This is a genomic window from Aurantiacibacter gilvus (assembly GCF_038289935.1).
Taxonomy (GTDB): domain Bacteria; phylum Pseudomonadota; class Alphaproteobacteria; order Sphingomonadales; family Sphingomonadaceae; genus Alteraurantiacibacter; species Alteraurantiacibacter gilvus.
The window spans coordinates 118,511-141,543 of sequence record NZ_JBBYHV010000002.1 but is presented as its reverse complement, the minus strand read 5'-3'; the positions used below and the strand labels follow the sequence as shown (position 1 = coordinate 141,543).

Here is a 23,033-nt window from a genome sequence, read left to right as displayed (position 1 = left end):
TGGCCGCAAATGGGGTGGAAAGAATACACCTCGGTTGACCTGTTCTTAACCAAGAACAGGTATGTAAAGCTTGGTGCGGGCGGTCTTCTTCTAGTTGCTTAGACCCAAGGCCGTCCGTGCCACCTTTCTGAAAGAATATCGCAACGAACACGATACTGCCTCGGCAGTTACCCACAGCCTCCGATTAGATGCACCGAACTGGCGCAATTTGGGTGGGAAGCGGACGTTCAATAGCTCCAAATTTCCATCGGTCCTGTCTCTTGTGATAGTTTGTCGCCAATATGGCGGACGGAACATCTTGGAGCATTGTCGGCAGGCAATTGGATATCCGCCTTGGACAGGAACTCCGAATGACCGAAAGGAAGGCAATTATGCGCAGCACGACAACCATCCCAATTTCGGCGCTGCTGTGCATTGCGCTTACGAGCTGCGGCGAATCCCCTTCCGGTTCAGCGGAAGACACTGCGGTTATTGCCGCTGAGGAAACAGATGGGGCAGAAAACCAGAACCCTGATCTGGGCCTTTTGGAAACCGCCACAAATGCAGGCGAAAGCGCCAAACAGGTTGCAGAGACCAATGGCCTAGCCGGTGCCATGACCGCGACCATCGAGGGCGAAGAGAGAATCTTCTTCATCGCGGGTGATGATAATAACCTAATCGAGTGGAACGAGGCTGAGGATGGCAGCACCCACGTCGAGATCATAGGCTCGCCCGTTGCAGACGATTGGCAGTGGAAGGACTCCATGGAGTTGACCTTCAACGTCATCGGTACAAGCGTGTCCGAGCCGCAACTCATCTTCCGCTCTATGGGCTCAACTGACTTCCACCGAACGACCGGTGGCCAGATCGTGGTCAGTGAACTCGCCATCGATGGCAGCAAATTGACGGTTGCAGGCAGCTTCTCCGGAAGGCTCAGCTACTAGTCGTTCGGAGACAGGCCGCTAGAAGGATATTCGCAGGAAATTACGATCGACGACGGAGCCTTCTATGCTTCCTTTGCGAACTGACAGCGGTGCCGCTTTCAGTATTCCACAAAAGCTTTTGCAAATCTGCGCCGCGCCATGCCTAGCATTGGCCGTTAGCGGTTGTTGGTATTCGGCGGAGCCTCTCATCAATGCGGAAAACGGGTCAGCCATTCCCTTCGAGGGCAGCTATGCTGACCCTGACGGCGGTGAAGAGCCAATACAAATTTCAGCTTTCGGCGCCGGAGTAAGTTACCGTGTCAGCCAAGGCGATGAATCGCAGGAGATTTACTTTCTGCTGATCGAAGGCAGCTGGTATGTGGCACAGATAACTGATCCTCTGGAAGAACCAGAAGTCGTAGCACTTGGTCCAGATCTGGAAGGCACGAGGACACCGACAAACTTGAGTGTTTATCGTATCATGCACTGGTCTGGAGAAGTCCTACAGATTTATGAGCCGGAATGCGATGAAGATCTCGCGAAGATTCCCGGAATCGAAGTCAGCGATGCAACTTGTCTCATAGGCGGACTGGACGCCTTGGCTTTAGCAGCCAGTGAGTTTACGACCGCAATTGAAACCGGTGAAGCCACTGCCGAATACGACGCTCTGAGAAGGCTCAGCGAGTAGGCGCGCTCTGTTGCCGAATTTCTGCAATCGGGTCGTCAGCGGCTAGTCCGCTCTTGGAACTTCCCCAGCTCGGCAAATCAGTCACTAACCGGGTGGGAAGCAGACATTGCTGTCAAACCCTGGCTGTGACTCCAAGCGCACTCAATTTCCTGCAGTGAATTGCTTAAAGCGGGCTGGGTCGAGCCCTATCTGACTCCGATCAAGTCCGCGTTCCCGTCGGGGTCACCTGAGACAGTGCCATCCGTCCTCACGGAACCAAGCAAAAGGATACCCGCCAGATGCGGCGCGGCCATGGAGGTCCCGCTCAACGTATTGTAGTCGCCATTCTTGTAGGTGGACTCGATACTGACTCCTGGCTCTGTGAGATCGACCGGCGGATTACCGTAATTGGAGAAGTAGATCCAACTGTCACCCTGCTGAAAAGCTGATACGGTGTAGATGTTGGTCCCATTTGCACTCGCAGGCGAGTAATTGTTTGCATCAGCTCCGCTGTTGCCTGCCGCCAATGTGAATTGCACGCCCGTTGCGGCTGCAGCGATCACGGCGTCATTGAGGGCCTGCGAATAGGGGCCACCCAAGCTCATATTTGCAACATCCCCATTATCACCAAAAGTGGCGACATGATCGACCCCGGCGATAACGTCGGAATACGATCCGCTGCCCCGGCGGTCGAGAACTCTCACAGCAACAACGCTGGCTCCGGCAGCAACGCCAACAACCCCGAAATCATTATCGATTGCTGCTATGGTGCCTGCTACGTGCGTGCCGTGACCGCTTTCGTCCTCTGCACCACTTCGACTTCGCGTGAAATCGACACTTCGACCGACATCTACGTTCAGATCGGGATGATCGAGGTCGATCCCGGAATCTATCACCCAAGCAGTCAGGCCAGTGCCATCACCAGCCCCGCCAACACGCGCCACGCCCCAAGGTATGGTTTGTGAAGAAGTGCCGCTGTCGCCTCCTCCGCCATCATCCTTGTTGGGACCGCGCCCCGGCGGTGGTGCGAGAGGATCAACGCGCATGACTTGGTCTTGCTCGCAGTAAGCGAGGTTGGGGTTTTGCGACAGCATGCGCCTGACGCCTTGCTCAGATGCGCGAACGACAAAGCCCCGGATCGTGTTCGAATATACGTGACCAACCTGTCCATTGGCATCGCGCGCAACAAAACGCGCTTCCGTCCCCACACCATTGGGAAGGACGGGATAGCGATCGCTGAACACGCAGATGAATTGCCCGGAAACGAACTCCGACCCCTCAGGTGCCATGCGCAAATTGTTTTGTCCGTAGGCCGGCGTCGTGAGCACTGCGACGGCAGCCGACGCTGCGAGACCTAGTTTAACCAAGTGCATTGCTTTCTCCCACCAAAAGCCATGAGCGAAACTCGACCTTACATCAGTTAATGGCGAAGCACCAATCATGGCCTTTGATGGATAAATGTCAGTGAAAGCCGAATGTCGGTCATCGGGTCGCTAACTGAACGTCGGCTTTTGCGCTTTGGCAACCATAACCAGACATTCCGCAACCGGCCCACTTGCGGTTGTTCCGCTTTTGGCTGAGTTCAGTGAGAGGACCAGATTTTGACTTGGGCGGCAGACGGCTCTTTTCTACCAAGTCCTCTGGTTAAAAGAACACGTCGATCCCGAAGCACACGGCTAGCCCAACCACTATGTTCATCGGTACGCCTACCTTTACAAAGTCCGTGAAGCGGTAATTGGCGGCGCCATAGACAAGCGTGTTGGTCAGGTAACCAATTGGTGTTGCGAAGCTGGCGCTCGCGCCAAACATCACGGCCACAGGCGCTGTCAGAGCAAATGCACCTGCTGGTAACGGTTTATGGGCAGGGCGGTGAGATGCCGCGCAAGAAGCAACCAGCCAGCCCGTTCCGCTATTTCAACTCGTCACCAGAGATCATCCGTCTGGTGGTGATGATGTACGTCCGGTTCCCACTGAGCCTGCGGAACGTGGAAGATCTGCTGGCCGAGCGAGGGATCGATATCTGCCACGAGACGGTGCGGCATTGGTGGAACAGGTTCGGCCCAATGTTCGCCAGCGACATCCGCAGACAGCGGGTCAGCCGGATGAGAGGCTTCCGCCTGTGGAAGTGGCACCTCGACGAGGTCTACGTGAAGATCAACGGCGAGATGCATTACCTCTGGCGCGCGGTCGACCAGGAGGGCGAGATTCTCGAGAGCTACGTCACGAAGACCCGCGACAAGAAGGCTGCGCTCAAATTCATGAAGAAGGCGCTGAAGCGGCATGGCTCGCCAGCGGAGATTACCACCGATGGCCTGCGCTCATACAAGGCGGCAATGGCTGAACTGGGTAACCAGGAGAAACAGGAGGTAGGACGCTGGGCCTACAACCGGGTGGAGAACAGCCACCTGCCGTTCCGAAGACGAGAGCGGGCCATGCTGCGCTTCCGACAGATGAGAGGTCGCTACAGAAGTTCGCCTCCGTCCATCAGAACGCCCACAATCACTTCAATCAAGACCGCCACCTCACAGACCGCAAGACTTACAAGGCGAACCGCTCGGACGCACTGGCCGAGTGGCAGAACCTCATGGCCAGAGTTCAAGCTGGGTAGGGGATAGCTCCGCCAATCGGAGACAAGTTGCGATTAGACTGAAAGCACCCACCCGTGCCTTGGTCGCAAGTTTGTGTTCCTGTATTGTTCCGGTCATGGGCATGATCCACGAGCCTGCATCTCCAACTGCCGCCCAGCCGCTGCAGGTCACCTACAAGGCGCCGGCCAGTCTCACCCCCCGATCCGCGCAATGCGCGCACGCACTCGAAGCGGCAGGTCGCGCAGATCGTCCAGTCGATCCGCGCGTTCGGGTTTACCAACCCGATCCTGGCCGCTTGCGCGTCTTGAATTGACTCCCGACCGGCGTCGCGACCGCGCAAATGGCCTAAGATGCCAAGCTTAGGAGGGTCCTAGCTGCCAATCACGGCAGTGACGCTGTGAGAACGGAGTGCGCATATGTCATCGACGACTTGCAGTATGCGTGATTTCGTCCTGTCGAGTGCGGTTCCTCGACCACTAGATTGCCGCCAACGGACGAGTTCTTGCCGAAGGCGTATGTAGTTATGATCGGTACCGTATGGCTAGGTGCGCCGAAACCGAACTTCAATTCAAAGAATAGCTCAGTGGGGAAGATCATGGGTAACAAGAGTGCAATGCTGGCCGGGTTGGCATCGATTGTGGCGGCACCTGCCGGTGCGCAGTTTAATCAGCCGACGGAATACGCGCCGGCCCAGGCCGACCTTGTGATTGAAGATGCCCAAATCTACACGCCCGATGGCTGGGCTACTACCTTGGCCATTGCCGATGGCGTGATCATCGCGGTCGGAAGCGAAGCTGACATCGCTCCGTTTCGATCGGTTTCGACGATGGTGCTCGATCTCGACGGTCGCACGGTGATGCCCGGGCTGCACGACATGCATGTGCATCCCATGGGCGCCGGGATGGCGCAATCGGCCTGTGACATCCCGCACGGTTCGGATGCTGAGGCGGCTCTGGCGGTGGTCAGGCAATGTGCTGACGACGCAGAGCCGGGTGAATGGATCACCGGCGGTGGATACGACAACAATTCGCTCGGTGTCGCGCCTACCCAGCTCATGTTGGACGAAGTTGCGCCCGACAACCCGGTTCTCTTGCGCGATATCAGTGGTCACAGCGCATGGGCCAATTCCAGCGCCTTGGCGATTGCCGAGATCGATTCTTCGACTTCCGATCCTGAGGGTGGGATCATCGAGCGTGACACTCGCGGCGTGCCGACAGGCGTTTTGCGTGAGGCTGCGGCCATGCTGGTATCGTCGCGCATTCCAGAGGTTTCCGTGGAAGATGGCGCCGCTGCTCTCGCCTGGTCGCTTGATGAGATGGCCTCTTTCGGCATCACGGCCTTTGACGATGCCGGCGTTTCGGAGACAACGGCCAGGGCATACAACCTGCTGGCAGACCAGGGAGATCTGGACCTGCGCGTACGGGGCTGCCTGTGGGGCGGTGACATGGGCTTGATCGCCCGACACATGGAATTCGCCCGGGACAATTTCTCGCCCACCTGTGTCAAGCTCGTGCTTGATGGCGTCCCGACCGACGGCCATACGGCGGCCATGATCGAGCCCTACGCCGATGCCGGGCATGGGGAACACGATCAGACCGCCCGCGAGCGCGGGTTGTTGTTGGTCCCGCAGGACGAACTGAACACCTTGGTCGCCGACCTCGACCGCCGCGGGTTCACGGTCAAGTTCCATGCTGCTGGTGATGCTGCGGTTCGGGCCGGGCTGGATGCAATCGAATTCGCGCGCGCGTTAAACGGGTATTCCGGCCAGTATCACAATGTTGGTCACAACAGCTTCGTGCAGATGAACGACATCGGCCGTGCCCGGGACATGTTCGCGAGCTTCGAGTTTTCGCCTTACATATGGTATCCTTCACCCATCATTGGAGACATCCGCCGTGCGGTCGGTGAAGAGCGCATGCAGCGCTGGATTCCGGTAAAGGATGCGCTCGATGCAGGGGCACTGGTTGTGCCGGGTTCGGACTGGAGCGTTGTTCCGTCGGTCAACCCGTGGATAGCAATCGAGACATTGGTGACCCGCCAGGTCCCCGGTGGTGGAGGCGAAATGCTCGGTGCACAGGAGCGGATCACGCTCGAACAGGCGGTCGACATCTTCACTCGCCAGTCCGCACAGCAGATGAATTTCGGCCATGCCACCGGAACGATCGAGACCGGCAAGTTGGCTGATATTATCGTCATCGACCGCAACATCTTCGAGGTGCCCATCACCGACGTTCACGAGACACAAGTGTTGATGACGTTCGTGGGGGGAGAGCTCGTCTATACAGCGGATTAGGAGTCCTCATCTCCTCGGCAAGGAGAGACGCTCGGCTGTACCGGACCTAAGTCGATGAAATTGTTTGGGGACTCTGGCCAACATGCCTTGCTGCATCCAAGGTAATTTCCCCTGCTTAGGTGCAGCAAGTCGTGCTCGTGCTGACATGCCAGTTGATGGTGGGTCAGGTTCGTTCCCAATCGCGCAGCGCAATTTGCCTCGTCTGACGATGCGCACCACCCCGGGCGGCTTGAGGCCGATGGCAGCCGAACCGGAAAAGAAAGCTCGATACAGATCTTGCATTGCGATCGGTTACTCGCCCGGCGTGACGTGGGGGGCGGTAAATCATCCTGCAAGATGGGTTTGCTCGTTGGCTGGGGCCGTTGTCGTCGGTCACGCTGGGAGTAGGTCTGGCCGCGATTGCAAAGCAGGAAATTCGATTCCAAGAAAAATCGCAAGAAATAGGATGTCAAAGGGATTGATCGATGTCTGAAGTTGCAAGTTCATCTGCTGCCATAGACTTCATCTATTTGAACGAGGCGCAGATGATTGAAGCTGGCGTGACGGATATGGCCGGCTGTGTGGACACGATGGAAGAAATGTTCGCTCTATTGCACGAGGGTGATTATCGCATGCCCGGGGCGAACAACTCCTCACACGGATCGATGATCACTTTCCCTGAGGACAGTCCCTTCCCGAATATGCCCAAGAATACTGCAGATCGCCGGTTCATGGCGATGCCAGCGTATCTCGGGGGGAAATTCGGAACCGCTGGCGTCAAATGGTACGGATCGAACATCGCCAATCGGGAGAAAGGCCTTCCGCGCTCGATCCTCATGTTCATCCTCAACGATACGGATACCGGTGCTCCGCTTGCCTTCATGTCGGCAAACCTGCTTTCTGCATACCGAACCGGTGCCATCCCCGGAGTGGGGGCGCGGCATCTGGCCCGGCACGACTCCCGTGTCGTGGGAATTTGCGGTCCTGGTGTGATGGCGCGCACGTCGCTGTCGGCTTTCATGGCGACCTGCCCGAACATCGACACCCTCAAGGTGAAAGGTCGCGGAGAGACGAGCCTCACCGCATTTCTCGAATGGGTCGGCAAGACCTTTCCTCAGATTACGACCATCGAGACCGTGACAACCGACGAGGAAGTGGTTCGCGATTGCGACATCGTCAGCTTTTGCCAGGCAAGCCCGACCGGCGACGTGAGTTTCTATCCAAAGATCGAACGCGAATGGGTCAAACCCGGCACCTTCTTTGCGATGCCGGCTGCAGTGAACTTTGCCGCCGAGTTCCTTGCCTCAGACATTCGCAAGGTGTTCGACAACACCGGATTGTACCAAGCCTGGATGGAAGAGGTGCCACGTCCGGCGCACGATATTATCCCCCTGGCCGGCGTGCAATGGCTGGACATGGTCGAGCAACGCAAGCTTGATCAGGCCTCTCTCGAGGATCTCGGGGCGATCGTGGCCGGCGCCAGTCCTGGCCGCCGCAACGAAGAAGAAATAATCGTCCTTTCGGTTGGAGGCATGCCGGTCGAGGACGTTGCCTGGGGTACGCGGATCTATCGCAACGCAATCGAACGCGGGATTGGTACAAAGCTCAACCTGTGGGACCAGCCAGCGCTGCGGTAATTGCAACTCGCAACCTCCCCCAGATTTCGCGAAAGACCGCAACATGGCCAAGATCGTCAAGGTAAAGACCGGTTCTCCGACCGAGAAACACGGCAGCTATTCGCGCCTCGTCGCTGTGGACGACTGGATCTTCGTGTCGAATACCGCTGGCCGCAATCCTGCTACCAAGCAAATCCCCGACGACCTGACCGAACAGACCAATCAAGTGCTCGATAACATTGAGACTGCGCTCAGTGCAGTCGATGCGTCGCTGGCAGATGTCATCTCGGCGAAAGTCTTCATTCAGAACCCTGATGATCTGATGGAGGTGGTGACAGCTTATGGAATTAGGATGAGAGGTGTCGAGCCGACTCTTACGCTCACCTGCCCGCCGCTGGGGCTGGCCGAATACAAGGTCGAAATAGAGGTAACTGCCTATCGTGGCGCTGCCGAGGCAGAGACCTTGGAGATCGACCTGAGTGCCGGATAGCCTCGCCTTCGCGCGGCTACCGCCAGACCTGGAAAGGGGTTTATGACCAGCCAGCCTCCCTCGATTGATCCGGTCACGACGTCGGTAGCCCTGCCGGTGAAGACCGAAGTCGTCATTATCGGCGGGGGAGTAATCGGGCTGACCGCAGCACTGACGCTGGCCGAGCGGGGGATTCCCGTCACTGTACTGGAGAAGGGGCGTCTCGCGGGAGAACAGTCGTCTCGGAACCTTGGTTGGATACGCAAGACGAACCGGGTTTCCGCAGACCTGCCATTGTCGATCGCGGCAGATCACCTATGGGCGCAGATGGTGCAGCGTACCGGCAAAGATGTCGGTTACCGTCGGTCGGGCGTGATGTTTACAGCCCGCACCGAGGAGGAACTGGCGACATATTCGGACTGGCACGAAAATGTGGGCAGGCACAGTACGGATTCGCGAATGGTGAATTCGGACGAGATCGACGCGTTGGTGCCGGGCGGACGGGAGAAGTGGTTGGGCGGAGTTCACACCGCTTCCGACGGGTACGCGGAACCGACCAAGGCGGCCAGTGCAATCGCCACCGCCGCGATGGCCAAGGGTGCCGTGATCATTGAAAACTGCGCCGCGCGCTCGCTTTCCACAAGCGGCGGCCGGGTTTCAGGTGTAGTGGTCGACAGTGGCGAAATTGCTTGTCAGCAGGTGATCTTGTCAGGCGGATTGTGGAGTCGGCGGTTTCTCGGCAATTTGGGTATTGAGTTTCCCATGCTGCCACTGACTGTTTCGGTCTTGCGAACCGCTCCGATGGAAGGGCCGTCAGACATGGCAGTGGGCGGACCGGATTTTTCCTTCCGCAAGGACTACACTGGCGGATACACCGTTATGCATCGCGCGGCTCTGGTCGCGCCCATCACCTTGGACAGCATACTGCTGGGGCCGAAATACCTTTCCTCGCTCAAGGCCTTCTGGAAAGCGATGCGACTGGAGTTCGGCGCTGAGCTCTGGACGGACATCAGGATGCCTCGCAGCTGGCGGACTGGCGAAACGACGCCGTTCGAGATGACGCGCACCAAGAACCCAGATTACAACGCGCAGATCAATGCCGAGGCGCTGCGCAACGTGTCCGCCGCGTGGCCGGTATTTGCCGATGTTCAAGTCGCAATGAACTGGGCGGGGATGATGGATATGACGCCGGATTCACTGCCGGTTATCGACAACGTCGAAGCCATTCGAGGGCTCACTGTGGCCAGCGGATTTTCTGGCCATGGTTTCGGCTGCTCGCCGGCGGCCGGGCAGCTGGCGGCGGACATTGCGACCGGGACCAATCCAATCGTCGATCCCGCCCCATATTGCTTCACGCGGTTCGGCTGACTGTCGGCTTCGTCAAGGCGTGCGTCCCCTGACGGCCCGCTATCTCGCGGCTGGACGGATTGCGAGCCTTGCTATTCGGACCTGACCAGGGCGTGTCTCTTCTTTCCGGCAGAAATCTTGATGCCGCCGTCCAGGCAGTCCTTCAGGCTAGTCTGTGCAGCTTGGTCGGATACGGTGTGATCGTTGATGCGCGCGCCTCCGCCTCGGATGAGACGCCTAGCCTCGCCTTTTGAACCGGCGAGGCCTGTGGCAACCAGTACATCGACGATCGCAACGCCGGCAGCCAGCTGATCACGGGAAAATGTAACACTTGGCAGGTCCCTGCCTGCCCCGCCATCTTCAAACGTGTCTTCAGCAGCTTGCCGAGCCGACCGGCTGGCTTCTTCTCCTCGGCAAAGCGCGGTGACTTCATCTGCCAGGATTTTCTTCGCCTCGTTGATTTCGGCGCCTTCCAGGCTCTCAAGCCGTGAAATCTCGTCCATGGGCAACTCAGTAAAAAGACGGAGGAAGCGCCCTACGTCTGCGTCTTCCACGTTTCGCCAGTATTGCCAGAAGTCGTAAGCAGGCAGCTTCTCGTCGTTAAGCCACACAGCGCCCGCAGCGCTCTTGCCCATCTTTGCACCCGATCCGGTGGTCAGAAGCGGTGCCGTAAGGCCGAACAATTCGCGACCATCGGCGCGACGACCCAGCTCAACGCCGTTGACGATATTGCCCCATTGATCAGAGGCCCCCAATTGCAGGGTGCAGCGATGGGTCCTTGCAAGCTGGATGAAATCGTAGGCTTGCAGAACCATGTAATTGAATTCGAGCAGCGACAGGGACTGCTCGCGATCCAGCCTTTGCCGGACGGAATCGAATGTGAGCATGCGGTTTACCGAGAAATGCCGCCCGAAATCTCGCAGGAATGCGATGTAGCCCAGTTCGTCCAGCCAATCGGCATTGTTCACCAATACGGCACCGTCCGGACCGGCGTTAAACGACAGGTACCGTTCGAACGTCGACCGTATCCCCCGTAAGTTGATCGCGATCTGCTCATCGTCGATCATCGGGCGCGAGCTATCGCGAAAGCTCGGATCGCCAATCCTCGTCGTGCCGCCGCCCATCAGAACAATTGGCCGGTGGCCTGTCTTCTGTAGCCAGCGCAGCATCATGATCGGGACCAAATGGCCCACATGCAGGCTGTCCGCCGTCAGATCGAAACCGTTATAAGCGGTCACGGGCCCTTCGCGAAACCGGGCATCCAATGCCTCGGGGGCGGTACACTGATGAATGAAGCCGCGCTCTGCAAGGACCTGGAGAATTTCGGACTTGTAGGTCATGTCACGTTTGCCCAGCTCTTCTCTAGCCTGCCTTCACGACGGTCTGATCGATCACGCCGAATATCGAATTGCCCTGCGCGTCTTCCATCGTCACCCGGACCCTGTTTCCGGCCTGCATGAAGGGTGTGCTGGCTTCTCCATCATAGATCATCTCGATCGTACGAATCTCCGCGATGCAGCTATAGCCGGCACCTCCCTCGGAGACGGGCTTGCCGGGCCCGCCGTCCCCACCCTCGTTGCTGATAGTGCCGCTGCCGATGATCGTACCGGCAGCCAGTTTCCGGGTCTTGGCGGCATGCGCGACCAGATCGGCAAGGTTGAAGGTTGCATCCTGCCCGACCTGCGCTCTGCCGAAGGGCTCGCCGTTGAAATCGACGATGAGCGGAAGGTGGATAAGGCAATCCTGCCAGGCGTCGCCTAGTTCGTCGGGCGTTACCGCCACCGGGCTGAAGGCGCTGGCGGGCTTGGACTGGAAGAAGCCGAAGCCCTTGGCCAGTTCGCCGGGGATCAGGCCTCGCAGGGAGACATCGTTGACCAGCATCAGCAGTTTGATGTGGTCAGCCGCTTCGGCGGGCGACACGCCCATCGGCACATCATCGGTAATGCAGGCGACTTCGCCCTCCATGTCGCAGCCCCAGGACGGATCGCCCAGGGGAATATCCTCGCGCGGAGCCAGAAAGCCGTCGCTGCCGCCCTGATACATTAGCGGGTCCGAGTAAAAGCTCTCGGGAACCTTGGCGTCTCGCGCTTTGCGGACCAGTTCGACGTGGTTGATATAGGCCGAACCGTCGGCCCACTGATAGGCGCGCGGGAGTGGGGAGTGGGCCTCGGCTTGGTTGAAGGGCTGGCATTCGATCCGTTGCTGTTCGACCTTGGCATACAGCGCTTCGAGCCGCGGGGCCGAGGCTGCCCAATCGTCGAGCGCGGCCTGGAGCGTCGGCGCGATATCGTCGGCGGGGTGGCAGCGCGTGAGGTCTTTCGACACGACCACCAGTTTGCCGTCGCGCGTGCCGTTTTTGAGAGTGGCGAGTTTCATCAGGTCAATCTTCCTTGGGAGTATCGGGTTGGCGGTCGGGATGGGCGGCGATGAATGCGGGTAGTCCGGCGCAAGCATCCTCTATCCGCGCAAGATGCGGCGAAGTTGAGAGATCGTAAGCAAAGCGCCGCGCGTTGTAGAGTTGCGGTATGAGGACGGCCTCGAACATGCCGGGGTTGGCGAGCAGGAAGTCACCGGTGCCCAGTTGCGCCAGGCGTCGTTCCAGCGGATCGAGCGTGTTGGCCAGCCAGTGCCGGTACCACCGATCGACCGCCTCTTGGCTTTGCCCGAACTCGGACTTGAGATACTGTAGCACCTTGAGGTTGAGCGGTGCGTGCAACTCGGTTGCCACGGCATAGCTCAGCTCGCGAACAGTGAACCGACCTTCGGTATCGGCAGGCAAAAGAGGACGCTCGGGGAACCGGTCATCGAGCCATTCGATGATCGCCATGCTCTGTGCGCGATCGCGACCTTCCGCCTCCAGCATAGGCACGCCACCGAAGGGATTTCGCGTGCGAAATGCATCTTCCCTCTGCTCCAACTGGAGCAGGTTGACTGGAACTGTCGTGTAGTCCAGCCCCTTGAGGTTCAGCGCGATGCGCAATCGGTACGATGTGGAACTGCGATAGTACCCGTGAAGCTTCAATGCCCGTGTTCCTTGCGCGCAAGTTCATGCAACCAGTCTGCATGCCTGGGAGCCTTCTTCGTCTGGCTCCATTCCTCCAGCATCAGCGGGGCTACGCGCTTGAGCTCGGCATATTGTTCATCAGTCCCGATATCGGCGGCAAGTTCCAGTCGATGACCATTGGGATCGAAGAAATAGATCGACTTGAATATGCCGTGGTGCGTGGGGCCAAGCACGTCGATGCCTTCGGCTTCGATGTGCTCCTTCGCGGCCAGGAGTTCTTCCTCGGAGCCGACCTTGAAGGCCAGATGCTGCACCCAGGCCGGCGTGTTGGCGTCGCGGCCCATTTCAGGCTGGTTGGGAAGTTCGAAGAATGCCAGCACGTTGCCGTTACCTGCATCAAGGAAAACGTGCATGTAGGGATCGTATTCGCCGGTCGATGGCACATGGTCTTCGGCAAAAGCCGTCGTGTAGTCCATGCCGAGAACCTTGGCGTACCATTCGACGGTCTGCTTGGCGTCTATGCAACGATAGGCCGTATGGTGAATGCCTGCTAGGTTTACAGGGCTACCCGTAGTCGCCGTGGTCATTTCTGTGCGTCCGTAAGCTGTGCGGCGCGATCGATCGCTTCGTCGATCACGCCTTTGTCACCCACATGGTTTGCCAGCAGCAGGACCAGCCGCGCGCACAGGCGCATGGCCATGTTAGGCTCCTGGCTCTCGAGCATCGCGATCAGTTTTTCGTAGATCGCATCGGGATCTTCCAGATTAGGTTCTAGTTTCAATTGCATAGTTTGCCCCCTGTCGCCTTGGCATACGCATCCGCGATTGCCGCAGTCGTCGGCTGGCGGAACCGCGCAGCGACGTACTGATCCGGTCTGATCAGGTATGCGCCACCTGCGGGCAGATCGAAGCGTTCGAGGACCAGTTCGTTCGATGCGAACTGCGTCACATCGACGACCTCCACCCCGTCCGGTGCATTCTCGACCGATCCGTTCGTGAGCAGTACGAAGCGCCCGCCCAACTGCTCCAGCAACCAGCCATCGCCCAGCGGCGCATCGAGCGAAGGTGAGCCGGGAGCGACGCCACCGCCCCAGTTCTCGGCGTCGGCCGTGTTGAGTGGGCTGGCAGGGTAGGAGACGGCGGTCGACAGCCTTCCAGAGTTTACCAGTGTGCGGGCAAAGGGATATTTGTCGGCAAGATCGAGTACGGCATCGCGAAAGGCGCGACTGATATCGCTCTTGGGTGTGAGGAAATCGGTTGAGCGTGTCGAATTGAGAATGTTTTCATCCGCCGTAACGATCGCTTCCTCGTTATAGCTTTCGAGCAGGTTGGGCGACGCCTTCCCGCGCAGTACGAGGTCGAGCTTCCAACTGAGATTGTCCACGTCTGCAAAACCGCCGTTGCAGCCGCGTGCGCCGAATGGCGAGACCAAATGCGCACTGTCGCCGGCGAACAACACGCGATCGTGGACGAAACGTTCCATCCTGCGACACTGAAATGTGTACACGCTGTACCATTCTTGCTCGAATTCCACGTCGTCGCCCAGCATCGCGCGGACGAGTGGATTGACATTTTCGGGCTTGATGCAGGCCTCACGATCGATGTTCCAGCCAAGCTGGAAATCGATGCGCCAGACATCATCGGGCTGCTTGTGCAGCAGCACCGATTGGCCTGGATTGAACGGTGGATCGAACCAGAACCACCGTTCGGAGGGGCGATCCTCCTTCATCTTCACGTCGGCAATCAGGAAGTTGTCCTCGAAAATCCTGCCTTCGAAATCGAGGCCCTTCAGATCACGGACCGTGGACTTGCTGCCGTCGCAGGCAATCAGCCATTCTGTCTCGATACAATAGGAGCCTTGCGCACATTCAATCGACAAGGTCGCGCCGTCGCTCGTCGCTTCAAGCTCCGTCAGATCGTGACCCCAGCGTATGTCGACATTCGGCAAGCTCTCCAGTCGATCGAGCAGGATGTCTTCCATGTAGTATTGCTGGAGATTGATGAAGCCGGGCATCTTCTGGTTCTTCACCGGCAGCAGGTCGAATTGGTAGACGGGATCGTTCCTGTCCTTCCAGAAGACCTTGCCGACATTCCAGCTGACGCCTTTTTCGACCGCCTGCTCACCGCAGCCAAGCCGATCAAGGATGTCGAGCGAACGTTTGGAGAAGCAGATGGCCTTCGAACCGGCAGGAACGAAATCGAAGCGCCCCAGCACGATAACCTCATGCCCGCATTGACCGAGATCGATCGCCAGCGCGAGGCCGACGGGCCCCGTGCCGACGATCACGACCTTGGCATGCTCGGCGGCGTCCTTCGGCAAAGGACTCGGTTCGAACGTACGCCATACGGGGATGGTCTCGCGCCCGGCGGTCTTGCCTTGTTCGACAGTCATAACGTCGCTCGCTCTCCGCGCCTGATCAGTCCTGCAGTTGGTCCCAGACCTGCCGGTCGAGTTCCATGGTCCAGATTTCCGGCCAGTCCTTGCCTTCAATCTCGTCCCACAGGCGCTTCACGTCGAAAGGCAGGCAGTGTTCGAAGATCGGCCAGCGGCCGTATTTCGGCTCAAGCGTGCGGTGGCACGCCTCGAACGCTTCCTTGAGCGTTCCGCCGCGCTCATGCACGGCGCGGGTCTCGCGGATCATCGTCGCAAGGAAATCGCGCGATTGTTCGATCGCCTTGTCGGTCGCATCGACACCCTTGGCGACAGCTCCACGTCCGCCGACAAGGTTTTCGGAGCGGAACGCCTTGACATTGTCGAGCGTGTGGGTGCTCCAGTCGAAATGGAAAGCGTCGCCTGTGTAGAGTGCTGCCTCGGCCTCGACTAGGTCGCCCGTGAAGAGCGTCTTGGACTTTTCGTGCCACACGACGATGTCGCCCGCGGTGTGACCGCGGCCGCAAAACTTGAGTTCGAGGTGGCCGCGATCGCCGCCCAGTTCGATCCGCATTTCGTCCTTGAAGGTAATCGTCGGCCGCGTCAGGCCGGGGATCTCTTCGGGTTCCTTGAACAGCCGCGGCATGCGGCCGTACTCACTGTCCCAATCCTGCTTCCCGCGCTCCTCGACGAGCTGGCGCGAGACATCCGACATGATGACGTTTTCTGCCTCGAAGGCCGCGGCACCAAGCACGCGGACAGCATGGTAGTGCGTGAGGATAAGATGCTTGATCGGCTTGTCAGTCTTCTTGCGAAGCTGGGCCAACCAGTCGCGCGCCGCCGCCGGCGTAGCCCGTGCCTCGATGCAGACGACGAAATCTTCACCCTCGATTGCGCCCACATTAGGGTCGCCCTCGGCGGTCAAGGCATAGACGCCGTCGGCCAGTGTTTCGAGGGTTTCCGTCTTCTCCGCCAAGTCGGCGGACGATGCAAAAGGCTTTGCCACACTGCTTCTCCAAGAATTGTCTGTGCAGGGCCGAGGGCGCCGGCACGTCCGATACGCACTAAAGGAGTCGCCTGCCATTGCCGGGCGACGACTTTCGAATCACGACTAGGTGACATTCATCTCATTTGCAACAGTCGCATTTGAGATGATATTCGATTACCAGGCGGTGGCCGGATCGGGCGAACTGACTGCGATGTCCGGCTGGTAAGGGCGGCTTCGTCGACTATGCTGGCGCACCGACCCCAGGGGAACCTCCGCTTCAACGCGCGAAAGTGATTTGCATGTTTGATCTCGAAGAATTCATTCCATACCGGCTCTACCAGGCGACGGAAAAGAGTTCGCAGAAGTTCCGCCAAGTCTACACGTCAGAGTACGGCATAACGCGAGCCGAGTGGCGGGTGCTCTTCAATGTCGGCCTCTATGCCCCGATCAGCTCCGGAGAGATCGTCGAACGTACCGCACTCGATAAGAGCAAGATCTCCCGCGCCGTGCAGAGGCTAGTCGACCGCGCTTGGCTGACCCGCGATGGGGACGAAAAGGACCGACGGCGCAATACGCTCGAACTAACAGCGCAGGGTGCGCATGCCCTAGCAAGCCTCTCTAGCCGCGCGCAGGAGCATAACCAGTCGATAATTGACCGGATCGGCCATGAAAAGGCGCGCACGCTGCTGCAGCTACTTCGTGAGATCGAAGCGATAGATTCGGCAGCCTCACGCAAGGGAGCCTGCAAACCGGATCAAGCGCAATAGGCCGGGATAGAGATGTAATGACAGACGCAGCGCAATTTCATATGTTTATTGACGGACAGGTTACGCTGGCGGCCGAGACACGCGAAGTGCGTGACCCGGCTAGCGGCGATGTGATTGGCCTCGCACCTGTTGGAACGCGCGCCGACCTCGACCGCGCTGTGGCTGCTGCAAAGCGGGCACAAACGGCCTGGGGGAAGCAGCCGGATGATGTGCGCGCCCAGGCATGCCGCAAGCTGGCCGAGGTGATTGGCGAAAACAGCGCTGAGCTGGCAGAGTTGTTGACAAGAGAGCAGGGCAAGCCGTTGAAGGGCCTCGGATCGGAATTTGAACTCGGCGGGTGCGTAGCTTGGATGAACGCTACGGCGGAGCTGCCGCTCCCGGTTGAGGTCATCCAGGACGACGATGCTGCAAGGGTCGAAAAGCACTATGTGCCGGTAGGTGTAATCGGCTCGATCACGCCGTGGAACTGGCCTCTGCTGATTGCGATCTGGCACATCGCACCTTCGATCAGGGCTGGCAACGCGGTGGTTATCAAGCCTTCTCCCTATACGACCTTGTCGACCCTGCGGATGGTTGAACTTCTGGCGCGTGCACTGCCGGCCGGGCTGCTGAACGTGGTTGCCGATGGCGAGGGCGTGGGCGAAGCACTGACAACCCATCCCGATGTCGACAAGATCATCTTCACCGGCTCGACTGAGACGGGCAAGAAGATCATGGCGGCCGCGGCTCCAACCCTGAAGAGGCTGACTCTCGAAATGGGGGGCAACGATGCCGGGATCGTGCTGCCCGATGTTGATGCGAAAGCCGTCGCCGAAGGGATTTTCTGGGGTGCCTTCATCAACAACGGGCAGACCTGCGCGGCGCTCAAGCGCCTGTATGTTCATGACAAGGTCTATGATGAGGTGTGCGCGGCACTGACGGAGGTCGCGGCTGGAGTGCCGATGGGCAACGGTTTGGACGAAGGAAATTTGCTCGGCCCCATTCAGAACCAAATGCAGTTCGATAAGGTCACCCGCCTGGCTTCTTCCGCTCCCGGAGAAGGTGGGCGGGTGATCGTCGGCGGGTCGCCGCAAGAGGGAAGTGGTTACTTTTTCCCAATCACGCTTGTGGCCGATGCCAAGGAGGGCATGGCATGTGTCGATGAGGAGCAGTTCGGGCCGCTGTTGCCGATCATTCGCTACACTGATGTAGCTGAGGCCATCCGTCAGGCGAACAGCCTCGATGTCGACCTGGCGGCATCCGTGTGGTCCAAGGATACCGATAGAGCTCAAGAAATTGCCGAACAGCTCGTGGCAGGAACGGTCTACATCAACAAGCATGGCGAAGTGGCCCCGCACATTCCTTTCGGCGGAGCGCGCTATTCGAGCATGGGTGTCGAATTCGGGATCGACGGTCTCAAGTCCTGTGCCAATATCAAGATATACAACATAGCCAAGTAGCGCGGCACGAAGCACCAGGCTCACCCATCAAGATGATGGCCGCTGGTTACACGCATTGCAGCCGATAGCTATCGCAGGTCGCGCAGGCTTGCTCGATCAGGATTGGACTCAGCTCGCGAGCAGTCTCCGTCTCGCTACGCGTGGAAACCCATCCCAGATAGGTCGTGCTGCGCAACATCAGGAAGAGCGGCAGTGCCTCCTCCTCGCTCCTGGGTAGCTCGCGCTTCTCCCGGTAACCGGCCAACAAGGCATCGCGCAGGGCAGGGTAGTCAGGCTCACGGCTGACAAAATAGAGCGAGGTGGCAATGTCGAACATGTGCCAACCGAAGCCGGCATCGTCGAAGTCGATAGGGCGAAGCTTATCGCCTTCCACCATCAAGTTGTCGGCGATGAGATCCGCATGAATCAGCCCGCTGTTACCCTCGTGGCGAGGGTAGGAGGCGAGCATCCTTGCACCTTCCGTTCGGGCCCAGAGCATGATTTCGCGCTGCTCATCGCTGAGTGCGTCGAGCTCCCAGAAGCGGCCCCAAATTGGATCAGGACCGACAAGAGCATCCCCGAACCAGTCATGGCGGGAAAAACCGTCAGGCCTGGGCCAACTGGCGCTATGATTATGGAGCCGAGCCATAAGCCGGCCGAGGCTAGTGTAATGGCCAATCCGCGCCTGCAGCGAAAGTTCACCGCTTTCTTCGAGATGTGAGAGCGGAAGGCCACCCAACCAGCTCAGCAGGTCGACACAGCGGCTTTCCGGTACACCTTTGGCAGTGGCGGGCGTAATGAACTTGCCGTCTGCGTTGGCCATGACGCGAGGGACCGGAAGCCCCTCCTCGGCGAGGGCGTCCATCCACCAGAGTTCGGATTCAAGGGCGGCATCCGAATGGTAGTCCGGCCGGTGAATGCGCAGCGCAAAACGGTTTCCGTCTCTGTCACTGACGCCGAAAATCGCATTCTCCCGGTACTTCACAAGTTCTGGGGTGCCGAACTCACCAGGATACTTGGCCAGAGCATTGCGCGCCATTCCCGTAAGGGCCGCAACCTGTTCCAGCTGCGATGCGCTATAGAAATCGGTCATCGGGTAAGCGCCTTGAGTGATTTTGATAGGGTTTCAGCAAGCAGATCGATTTCCTTCCGATCGATGCACAGCGGTGGGCGGATTTTCAGCACGTTGTCTGCGGGGCCGATCTTGCTGACAAGCACGTGTCGGTTGCGCATGTCATTGATGACCGCCCGCGCCATCGCGGCATCCGGTCGCTTACCCGGACCAATCAGCTCTACTCCGGCGAACAGACCGCGACCGCGCACATCGCCCGCGCAGTCGAATCTTTCCGCGACCTCCCGGAGTCTGTCCTGCAAGTATTGGCCAAGTTCGGCGGCATGTTGCATCAAGGCTTCCTGCTCGATCACGTCGAGCACCGCGTTGCCGACCGCCGCCGAGACCGGGTTGCCACCGAACGTGTTGAAATAGAGAGCGTCACCGGTGAAGGCATCGGCAAGCGCGCTGCTGGTGACGACCGCGGCGAGAGGATGCCCATTACCCATGGACTTGCCCATGGTGACCAACTCGGGAACAATGCCGGTTCGCTCGAAACCCCACATGGCGTCGCCCATGCGGCCAAAGCCAGGCTGGACCTCGTCGGCGATAAACATGCCTCCGGCAGCGCGTACGCGTTCGGCGACGCCTTGGACATAGGCGGACGGGACATCCAGCAGGCCTTCTGTCGAGAAAATCGTGTCGAACATCACGGCTGCGACACCGAAACCGGCCTGATCGAGCGAAGCGATGGCCTCGTCCACCATGGTAAGGTGCGTATCGACCATGTCCTGTTGGGATCCCTCCCACTGAAAGGGATCGGGGATTGTGACAGGCCGGCAGAAATCGGCCAACGGTTCCGGACGGGGAAGGCCGGTGGTGAGCACGGCCAGCCCGCCCGAATTGCCGTGATAGCTGAAGTCGCTGACGATGACGCCGCTCTTCCCGGTGGCGTGACGCGCTATTCTCAGCGCCAGTTCATTGGCCTCGGTGCCGGTGCAAACGAACATGGCCCTGTCAAGCTTAGGAGGAGCGAACAGTCCGGTCAGTCGCTCGGCATATTCCAGCACGACCTCGTTGAGATACCGGGTGTGTATATTCAGCCTCTGGGCCTGACGACAGAGCGCATCAACAACGTGCGGATGGCAGTGCCCCACCTGGGGGACATTGTTGTAACAATCGAGGTAGCGCGTCCCATCCGCGTCCCACATCCAGCAACCATCTCCGCGCACCATGTGCAGAGGTTCGTCGTAGAAGAGCGGGGCGTTGGGGCCGAAATGGCGCTCGCGGCGCGCCAGAAGATCGGTGGATATCATATCGCTGGCCTCGTTTGGGAATGGCACCTTCCCTGACCCAAGGGTGTCGAGAAATAAACCCGTCAAAAGTCTAAGCTGGCGCGGATGCTTTGCACATGGGTGTGCATCAAGGAAGGACGATAGGCACCCGGCGGCTGCAAACGATAGGTCCTGGGCGTCACACCCGTCACCTTGCGAAAGGCGCGAGCGAAGCTGGAGCTTTCCGAGTAGCCCAGTGCGAGGGCGATATCGACGATAGGTCGATCTGTGGCCAGCAGCATGCGCCTCGCACGAAACATTCGTTCCGCGAGTGCAAGCTGACGGAAGCTGTGCCCCTCCGCCTTGAGCCTGCGGAAGAGGGTAGACACCGACATGCCAAGCTCCTGAGCGATATCCGCCTCCTTAGAGATGCCAGCGCCGAGCAACTCCTGCACCTTGCCGGAGAGGTGCCGCGTCGCGTCATCTTCGCGCGACGATTGTTCAAGATGCTGGGCGATGAGCTCTGCCAGCATAGGATGGCTTGCCGGGTTGCGAGGGTTAAAGCCCTCGCGGTCGTAGATCAGCTTGTTGGTGGGCTGATCGAAGAATACATCGCACCCAAAATAGTTGCGATAGTCGGCATAGCTCCCTGCACAGCTGTGCTCGAAGTGAACCTCACGAGGTCGCAGCCGGACGCCCGAAAAAGCAGCGATTAGACTGGAATTGGCGGCGATTGAGAACTCGGCGTCCTGCCGTCTCTCCAAAACGTCTGGGGCGAGGATGCGGTATTCGATCTCGGCAAAGTCGCCACTCAGACTTAGGCGGTTTAGGGTGCCTTCCTGCATCGCATGCAGATGTTGGGTAAAATAGTTCAGCGCTTCCACCAGCGATGGCGCGCTCATGAACAGTGTTCCCAGAAGGCCGAGTCCTGCAGGATCTTCGATCTTTCCGATCTTCAAGCCGAGATGCCGGATACCGGTCACCTCTGCCGCACGTTCGAAGAAGGCAGCGTATGCAGCCAGCGAAACGAAACTGTTTGATTGGGTCAGAGACTCCGGAGATATGCCTTCTGCGATCAGCAAACCGTCAACATCGACATTTCGTGCTCTCAGCCATGCCACCGCATGGCCGAAGAGGTCGCAGGAAATTCGTGGTGAAGAAACCGTCACGGCCAGCGCAGGCTCTCGTCAGACGCCGATCGCGCCGCGATTGGTGCCTTGCGAAACTCTGCGAAGGTAGGCCTGGGGAGGCACTCCCATGCAACGTGAGAACGCCCGACTGAAGGTGCTGTGCTCAGAATAGCCAAGTCGCAAGGCGATCTCGGATATGGAGACGGTACTTTTGCGCGTGATCTCCAAGACCGCCTGCCGGATCCTGCATTCATCCACGATCGCCTGGAAGCTGGTATTATCTGCCGCCAACCGTCGCCTCAGTGTCCGATCGGAAAGCCCGAGCTCCGCGGCAACGACCGATTGGGTAACTGCGCCGCGACCAAGCCGACTATAAACGGTCGCCCGCACCTTGTCTTCTATAGGCTTGGTTCGCTTTTTTTCTTTAAGACATTGTGCCAGGCCAGAAATCCTGGGTGGCTCGAAAGGCTGCCCTGGGTTCATTCGGAGGCTGAGATACTTTGCCGGAAAACGGATCATGTTGGTCTCTGCGCCTGGATGGCAGGTGAGGCCCGATGCACGTTCGAGCTGCTCGGCCTTTCTCCGGTCAGGCGTCTCAAGATATATTTCCGCCTCGTTTTGCGGAAAGCCCCTGGCGCTGAACATGATGCGAGCCTTGATCGCCAGCGTATAGATTGCATCCTGGTGTCGGGGCCAGATCGTCGGATCAAGGATACGATAAGACAGCGAAACAAACTCGCCCTCATGGATCAAGCGAAGCTCGGTAAGGTCCTGCAGCAAATCGAAATGCATGCACATTTGCCGGAGAGCGGCGCCAAGTGTCTGGGCAGATCCTACCGCCCTCCCGATGTCGCCGTAATGGGGCAGGTCAACCGCTTGCCCCACTTTCCACCCGAGCGAAGGTATACCGTTTTCGCTCGCAACCCCTTCGAGCATGCTCACAAAGTCGGCCAATGCTAACGTCTCGCCGAAATCCACGACCGGCGAGGCCGCGCATGTCTGGATAATTTCGCAGTCGGCCATGACCTGCTGCCATCCATGCAGCGCGGATCGAAGGACTTGCGGCTGGCTCATTACAGATCAACCCCTTTCTGCTGATGACAGATTAGAGACTGCCTCTACGCTGTATAGACATTTTCGGTCAGAAAAGGACATTTAACATCACGAGTG

At 58.8% G+C, this 23,033-nt stretch carries 20 protein-coding genes and 1 pseudogene; 9 read left to right on the top strand and 12 right to left on the bottom strand.

The genetic code is table 11. From position 1 onward, the window contains the following. Positions 1-350 precede the first annotated feature (350 nt). Positions 351-923 (top strand): hypothetical protein, encoded by a 573-nt coding sequence (locus tag AAEO60_RS10610; RefSeq protein ID WP_341673688.1) that lies wholly within the window; start codon positions 351-353, stop codon positions 921-923. Between the two features lie 64 nt (positions 924-987). Continuing rightward, positions 988-1,590: a hypothetical protein gene (locus AAEO60_RS10605; RefSeq protein ID WP_341673687.1), complete on the top strand. Its 603-nt coding sequence runs from the start codon at positions 988-990 to the stop codon at positions 1,588-1,590. Between the two features lie 185 nt (positions 1,591-1,775). Here the strand turns inward: AAEO60_RS10605 and AAEO60_RS10600 are convergent, their stop codons facing one another. Further along, the gene (locus AAEO60_RS10600) at positions 1,776-2,942 is read right to left on the bottom strand and encodes a S8 family serine peptidase (protein WP_341673686.1); all 1,167 of its coding nucleotides are present in this window, start codon (positions 2,940-2,942) and stop codon (positions 1,776-1,778) included. 501 nt (positions 2,943-3,443) lie between these two features. Here AAEO60_RS10600 and AAEO60_RS10595 point away from each other — a divergent pair. The 5 genes and pseudogenes from AAEO60_RS10595 (at position 3,444) to AAEO60_RS10575 (ending at position 9,882) form a co-directional block, all read left to right on the top strand. Continuing rightward, a pseudogene (locus tag AAEO60_RS10595) lies at positions 3,444-4,177 on the top strand (IS6 family transposase). A 503-nt stretch (positions 4,178-4,680) separates the two neighbouring features. Next, on the top strand, positions 4,681-6,450 hold the full coding sequence (locus AAEO60_RS10590; protein WP_341673685.1) for an amidohydrolase: 1,770 nt from the start codon (positions 4,681-4,683) through the stop codon (positions 6,448-6,450). A gap of 464 nt (positions 6,451-6,914) precedes the next feature. After that, positions 6,915-8,066: an ornithine cyclodeaminase family protein gene (locus AAEO60_RS10585; RefSeq protein ID WP_341673684.1), complete on the top strand. Its 1,152-nt coding sequence runs from the start codon at positions 6,915-6,917 to the stop codon at positions 8,064-8,066. A 43-nt stretch (positions 8,067-8,109) separates the two neighbouring features. After that, complete coding sequence (locus tag AAEO60_RS10580) at positions 8,110-8,535, top strand: Rid family hydrolase (RefSeq protein ID WP_341673683.1); 426 nt, start codon at positions 8,110-8,112, stop codon at positions 8,533-8,535. 42 nt (positions 8,536-8,577) lie between these two features. Beyond that, positions 8,578-9,882 carry an NAD(P)/FAD-dependent oxidoreductase gene (locus AAEO60_RS10575; RefSeq protein ID WP_341673682.1) on the top strand — a complete coding sequence of 435 codons (1,305 nt, stop codon included), beginning with the start codon at positions 8,578-8,580 and terminating at the stop codon, positions 9,880-9,882. A gap of 71 nt (positions 9,883-9,953) precedes the next feature. On the opposite strand, the gene tyrS is transcribed toward AAEO60_RS10575, so the two are convergent. From tyrS to AAEO60_RS10540, 7 genes are read right to left on the bottom strand one after another with little or no spacing between them, the layout of a single operon-like run. Next, a complete protein-coding gene (gene tyrS / locus AAEO60_RS10570) occupies positions 9,954-11,201 on the bottom strand; it encodes a tyrosine--tRNA ligase (protein WP_341673681.1) in 1,248 nt (415 codons plus the stop codon). A gap of 22 nt (positions 11,202-11,223) precedes the next feature. Continuing rightward, a complete protein-coding gene (locus tag AAEO60_RS10565) occupies positions 11,224-12,237 on the bottom strand; it encodes a fumarylacetoacetate hydrolase family protein (protein ID WP_341674677.1) in 1,014 nt (337 codons plus the stop codon). Between the two features lie 4 nt (positions 12,238-12,241). Further along, positions 12,242-12,883: a maleylacetoacetate isomerase gene (gene maiA, locus AAEO60_RS10560; RefSeq protein ID WP_341673680.1), complete on the bottom strand. Its 642-nt coding sequence runs from the start codon at positions 12,881-12,883 to the stop codon at positions 12,242-12,244. After that, positions 12,880-13,452 carry a VOC family protein gene (locus tag AAEO60_RS10555; RefSeq protein ID WP_341673679.1) on the bottom strand — a complete coding sequence of 191 codons (573 nt, stop codon included), beginning with the start codon at positions 13,450-13,452 and terminating at the stop codon, positions 12,880-12,882. The genes maiA and AAEO60_RS10555 overlap by 4 nt, the downstream gene beginning before the upstream one ends. Further along, a complete protein-coding gene (locus tag AAEO60_RS10550) occupies positions 13,449-13,646 on the bottom strand; it encodes a DUF2783 domain-containing protein (protein ID WP_423970155.1) in 198 nt (65 codons plus the stop codon). Before AAEO60_RS10550 ends, AAEO60_RS10555 begins: the two co-directional genes overlap by 4 nt. Beyond that, the gene (locus AAEO60_RS10545) at positions 13,643-15,256 is read right to left on the bottom strand and encodes an FAD-dependent oxidoreductase (RefSeq protein WP_341673677.1); all 1,614 of its coding nucleotides are present in this window, start codon (positions 15,254-15,256) and stop codon (positions 13,643-13,645) included. Before AAEO60_RS10545 ends, AAEO60_RS10550 begins: the two co-directional genes overlap by 4 nt. 25 nt (positions 15,257-15,281) lie before the next feature. After that, positions 15,282-16,241 (bottom strand): MBL fold metallo-hydrolase, encoded by a 960-nt coding sequence (locus AAEO60_RS10540; RefSeq protein WP_341673676.1) that lies wholly within the window; start codon positions 16,239-16,241, stop codon positions 15,282-15,284. A gap of 281 nt (positions 16,242-16,522) precedes the next feature. On the opposite strand from AAEO60_RS10540, the gene AAEO60_RS10535 reads away from it, so the two are divergent. Together AAEO60_RS10535 and AAEO60_RS10530 are read left to right on the top strand one after the other, a co-directional pair. Further along, entirely contained in the window at positions 16,523-16,990 is a 468-nt protein-coding gene (locus AAEO60_RS10535) for a MarR family winged helix-turn-helix transcriptional regulator (protein WP_341673675.1), read from the top strand. A 17-nt stretch (positions 16,991-17,007) separates the two neighbouring features. After that, on the top strand, positions 17,008-18,429 hold the full coding sequence (locus tag AAEO60_RS10530; RefSeq protein ID WP_341673674.1) for an aldehyde dehydrogenase family protein: 1,422 nt from the start codon (positions 17,008-17,010) through the stop codon (positions 18,427-18,429). A gap of 46 nt (positions 18,430-18,475) precedes the next feature. Here AAEO60_RS10530 and AAEO60_RS10525 read toward each other — a convergent pair whose 3' ends face one another. The 4 genes from AAEO60_RS10525 to qhpR all read right to left on the bottom strand — a co-directional run bounded on the left by AAEO60_RS10525 (position 18,476) and on the right by qhpR (position 22,937). Next, positions 18,476-19,501, bottom strand: coding sequence for a phosphotransferase enzyme family protein (locus AAEO60_RS10525; protein ID WP_341673673.1), 1,026 nt, complete (start codon positions 19,499-19,501; stop codon positions 18,476-18,478). Further along, positions 19,498-20,775 (bottom strand): aspartate aminotransferase family protein, encoded by a 1,278-nt coding sequence (locus tag AAEO60_RS10520; RefSeq protein ID WP_341673672.1) that lies wholly within the window; start codon positions 20,773-20,775, stop codon positions 19,498-19,500. The genes AAEO60_RS10525 and AAEO60_RS10520 overlap by 4 nt, the downstream gene beginning before the upstream one ends. Positions 20,776-20,837: 62 nt before the next feature. Further along, positions 20,838-21,902 carry an AraC family transcriptional regulator gene (locus AAEO60_RS10515; protein WP_341673671.1) on the bottom strand — a complete coding sequence of 355 codons (1,065 nt, stop codon included), beginning with the start codon at positions 21,900-21,902 and terminating at the stop codon, positions 20,838-20,840. Between the two features lie 18 nt (positions 21,903-21,920). After that, on the bottom strand, positions 21,921-22,937 hold the full coding sequence (qhpR, locus tag AAEO60_RS10510) for an AraC-like transcriptional regulator QhpR (protein ID WP_341673670.1): 1,017 nt from the start codon (positions 22,935-22,937) through the stop codon (positions 21,921-21,923). Positions 22,938-23,033: the final 96 nt, after the last annotated feature.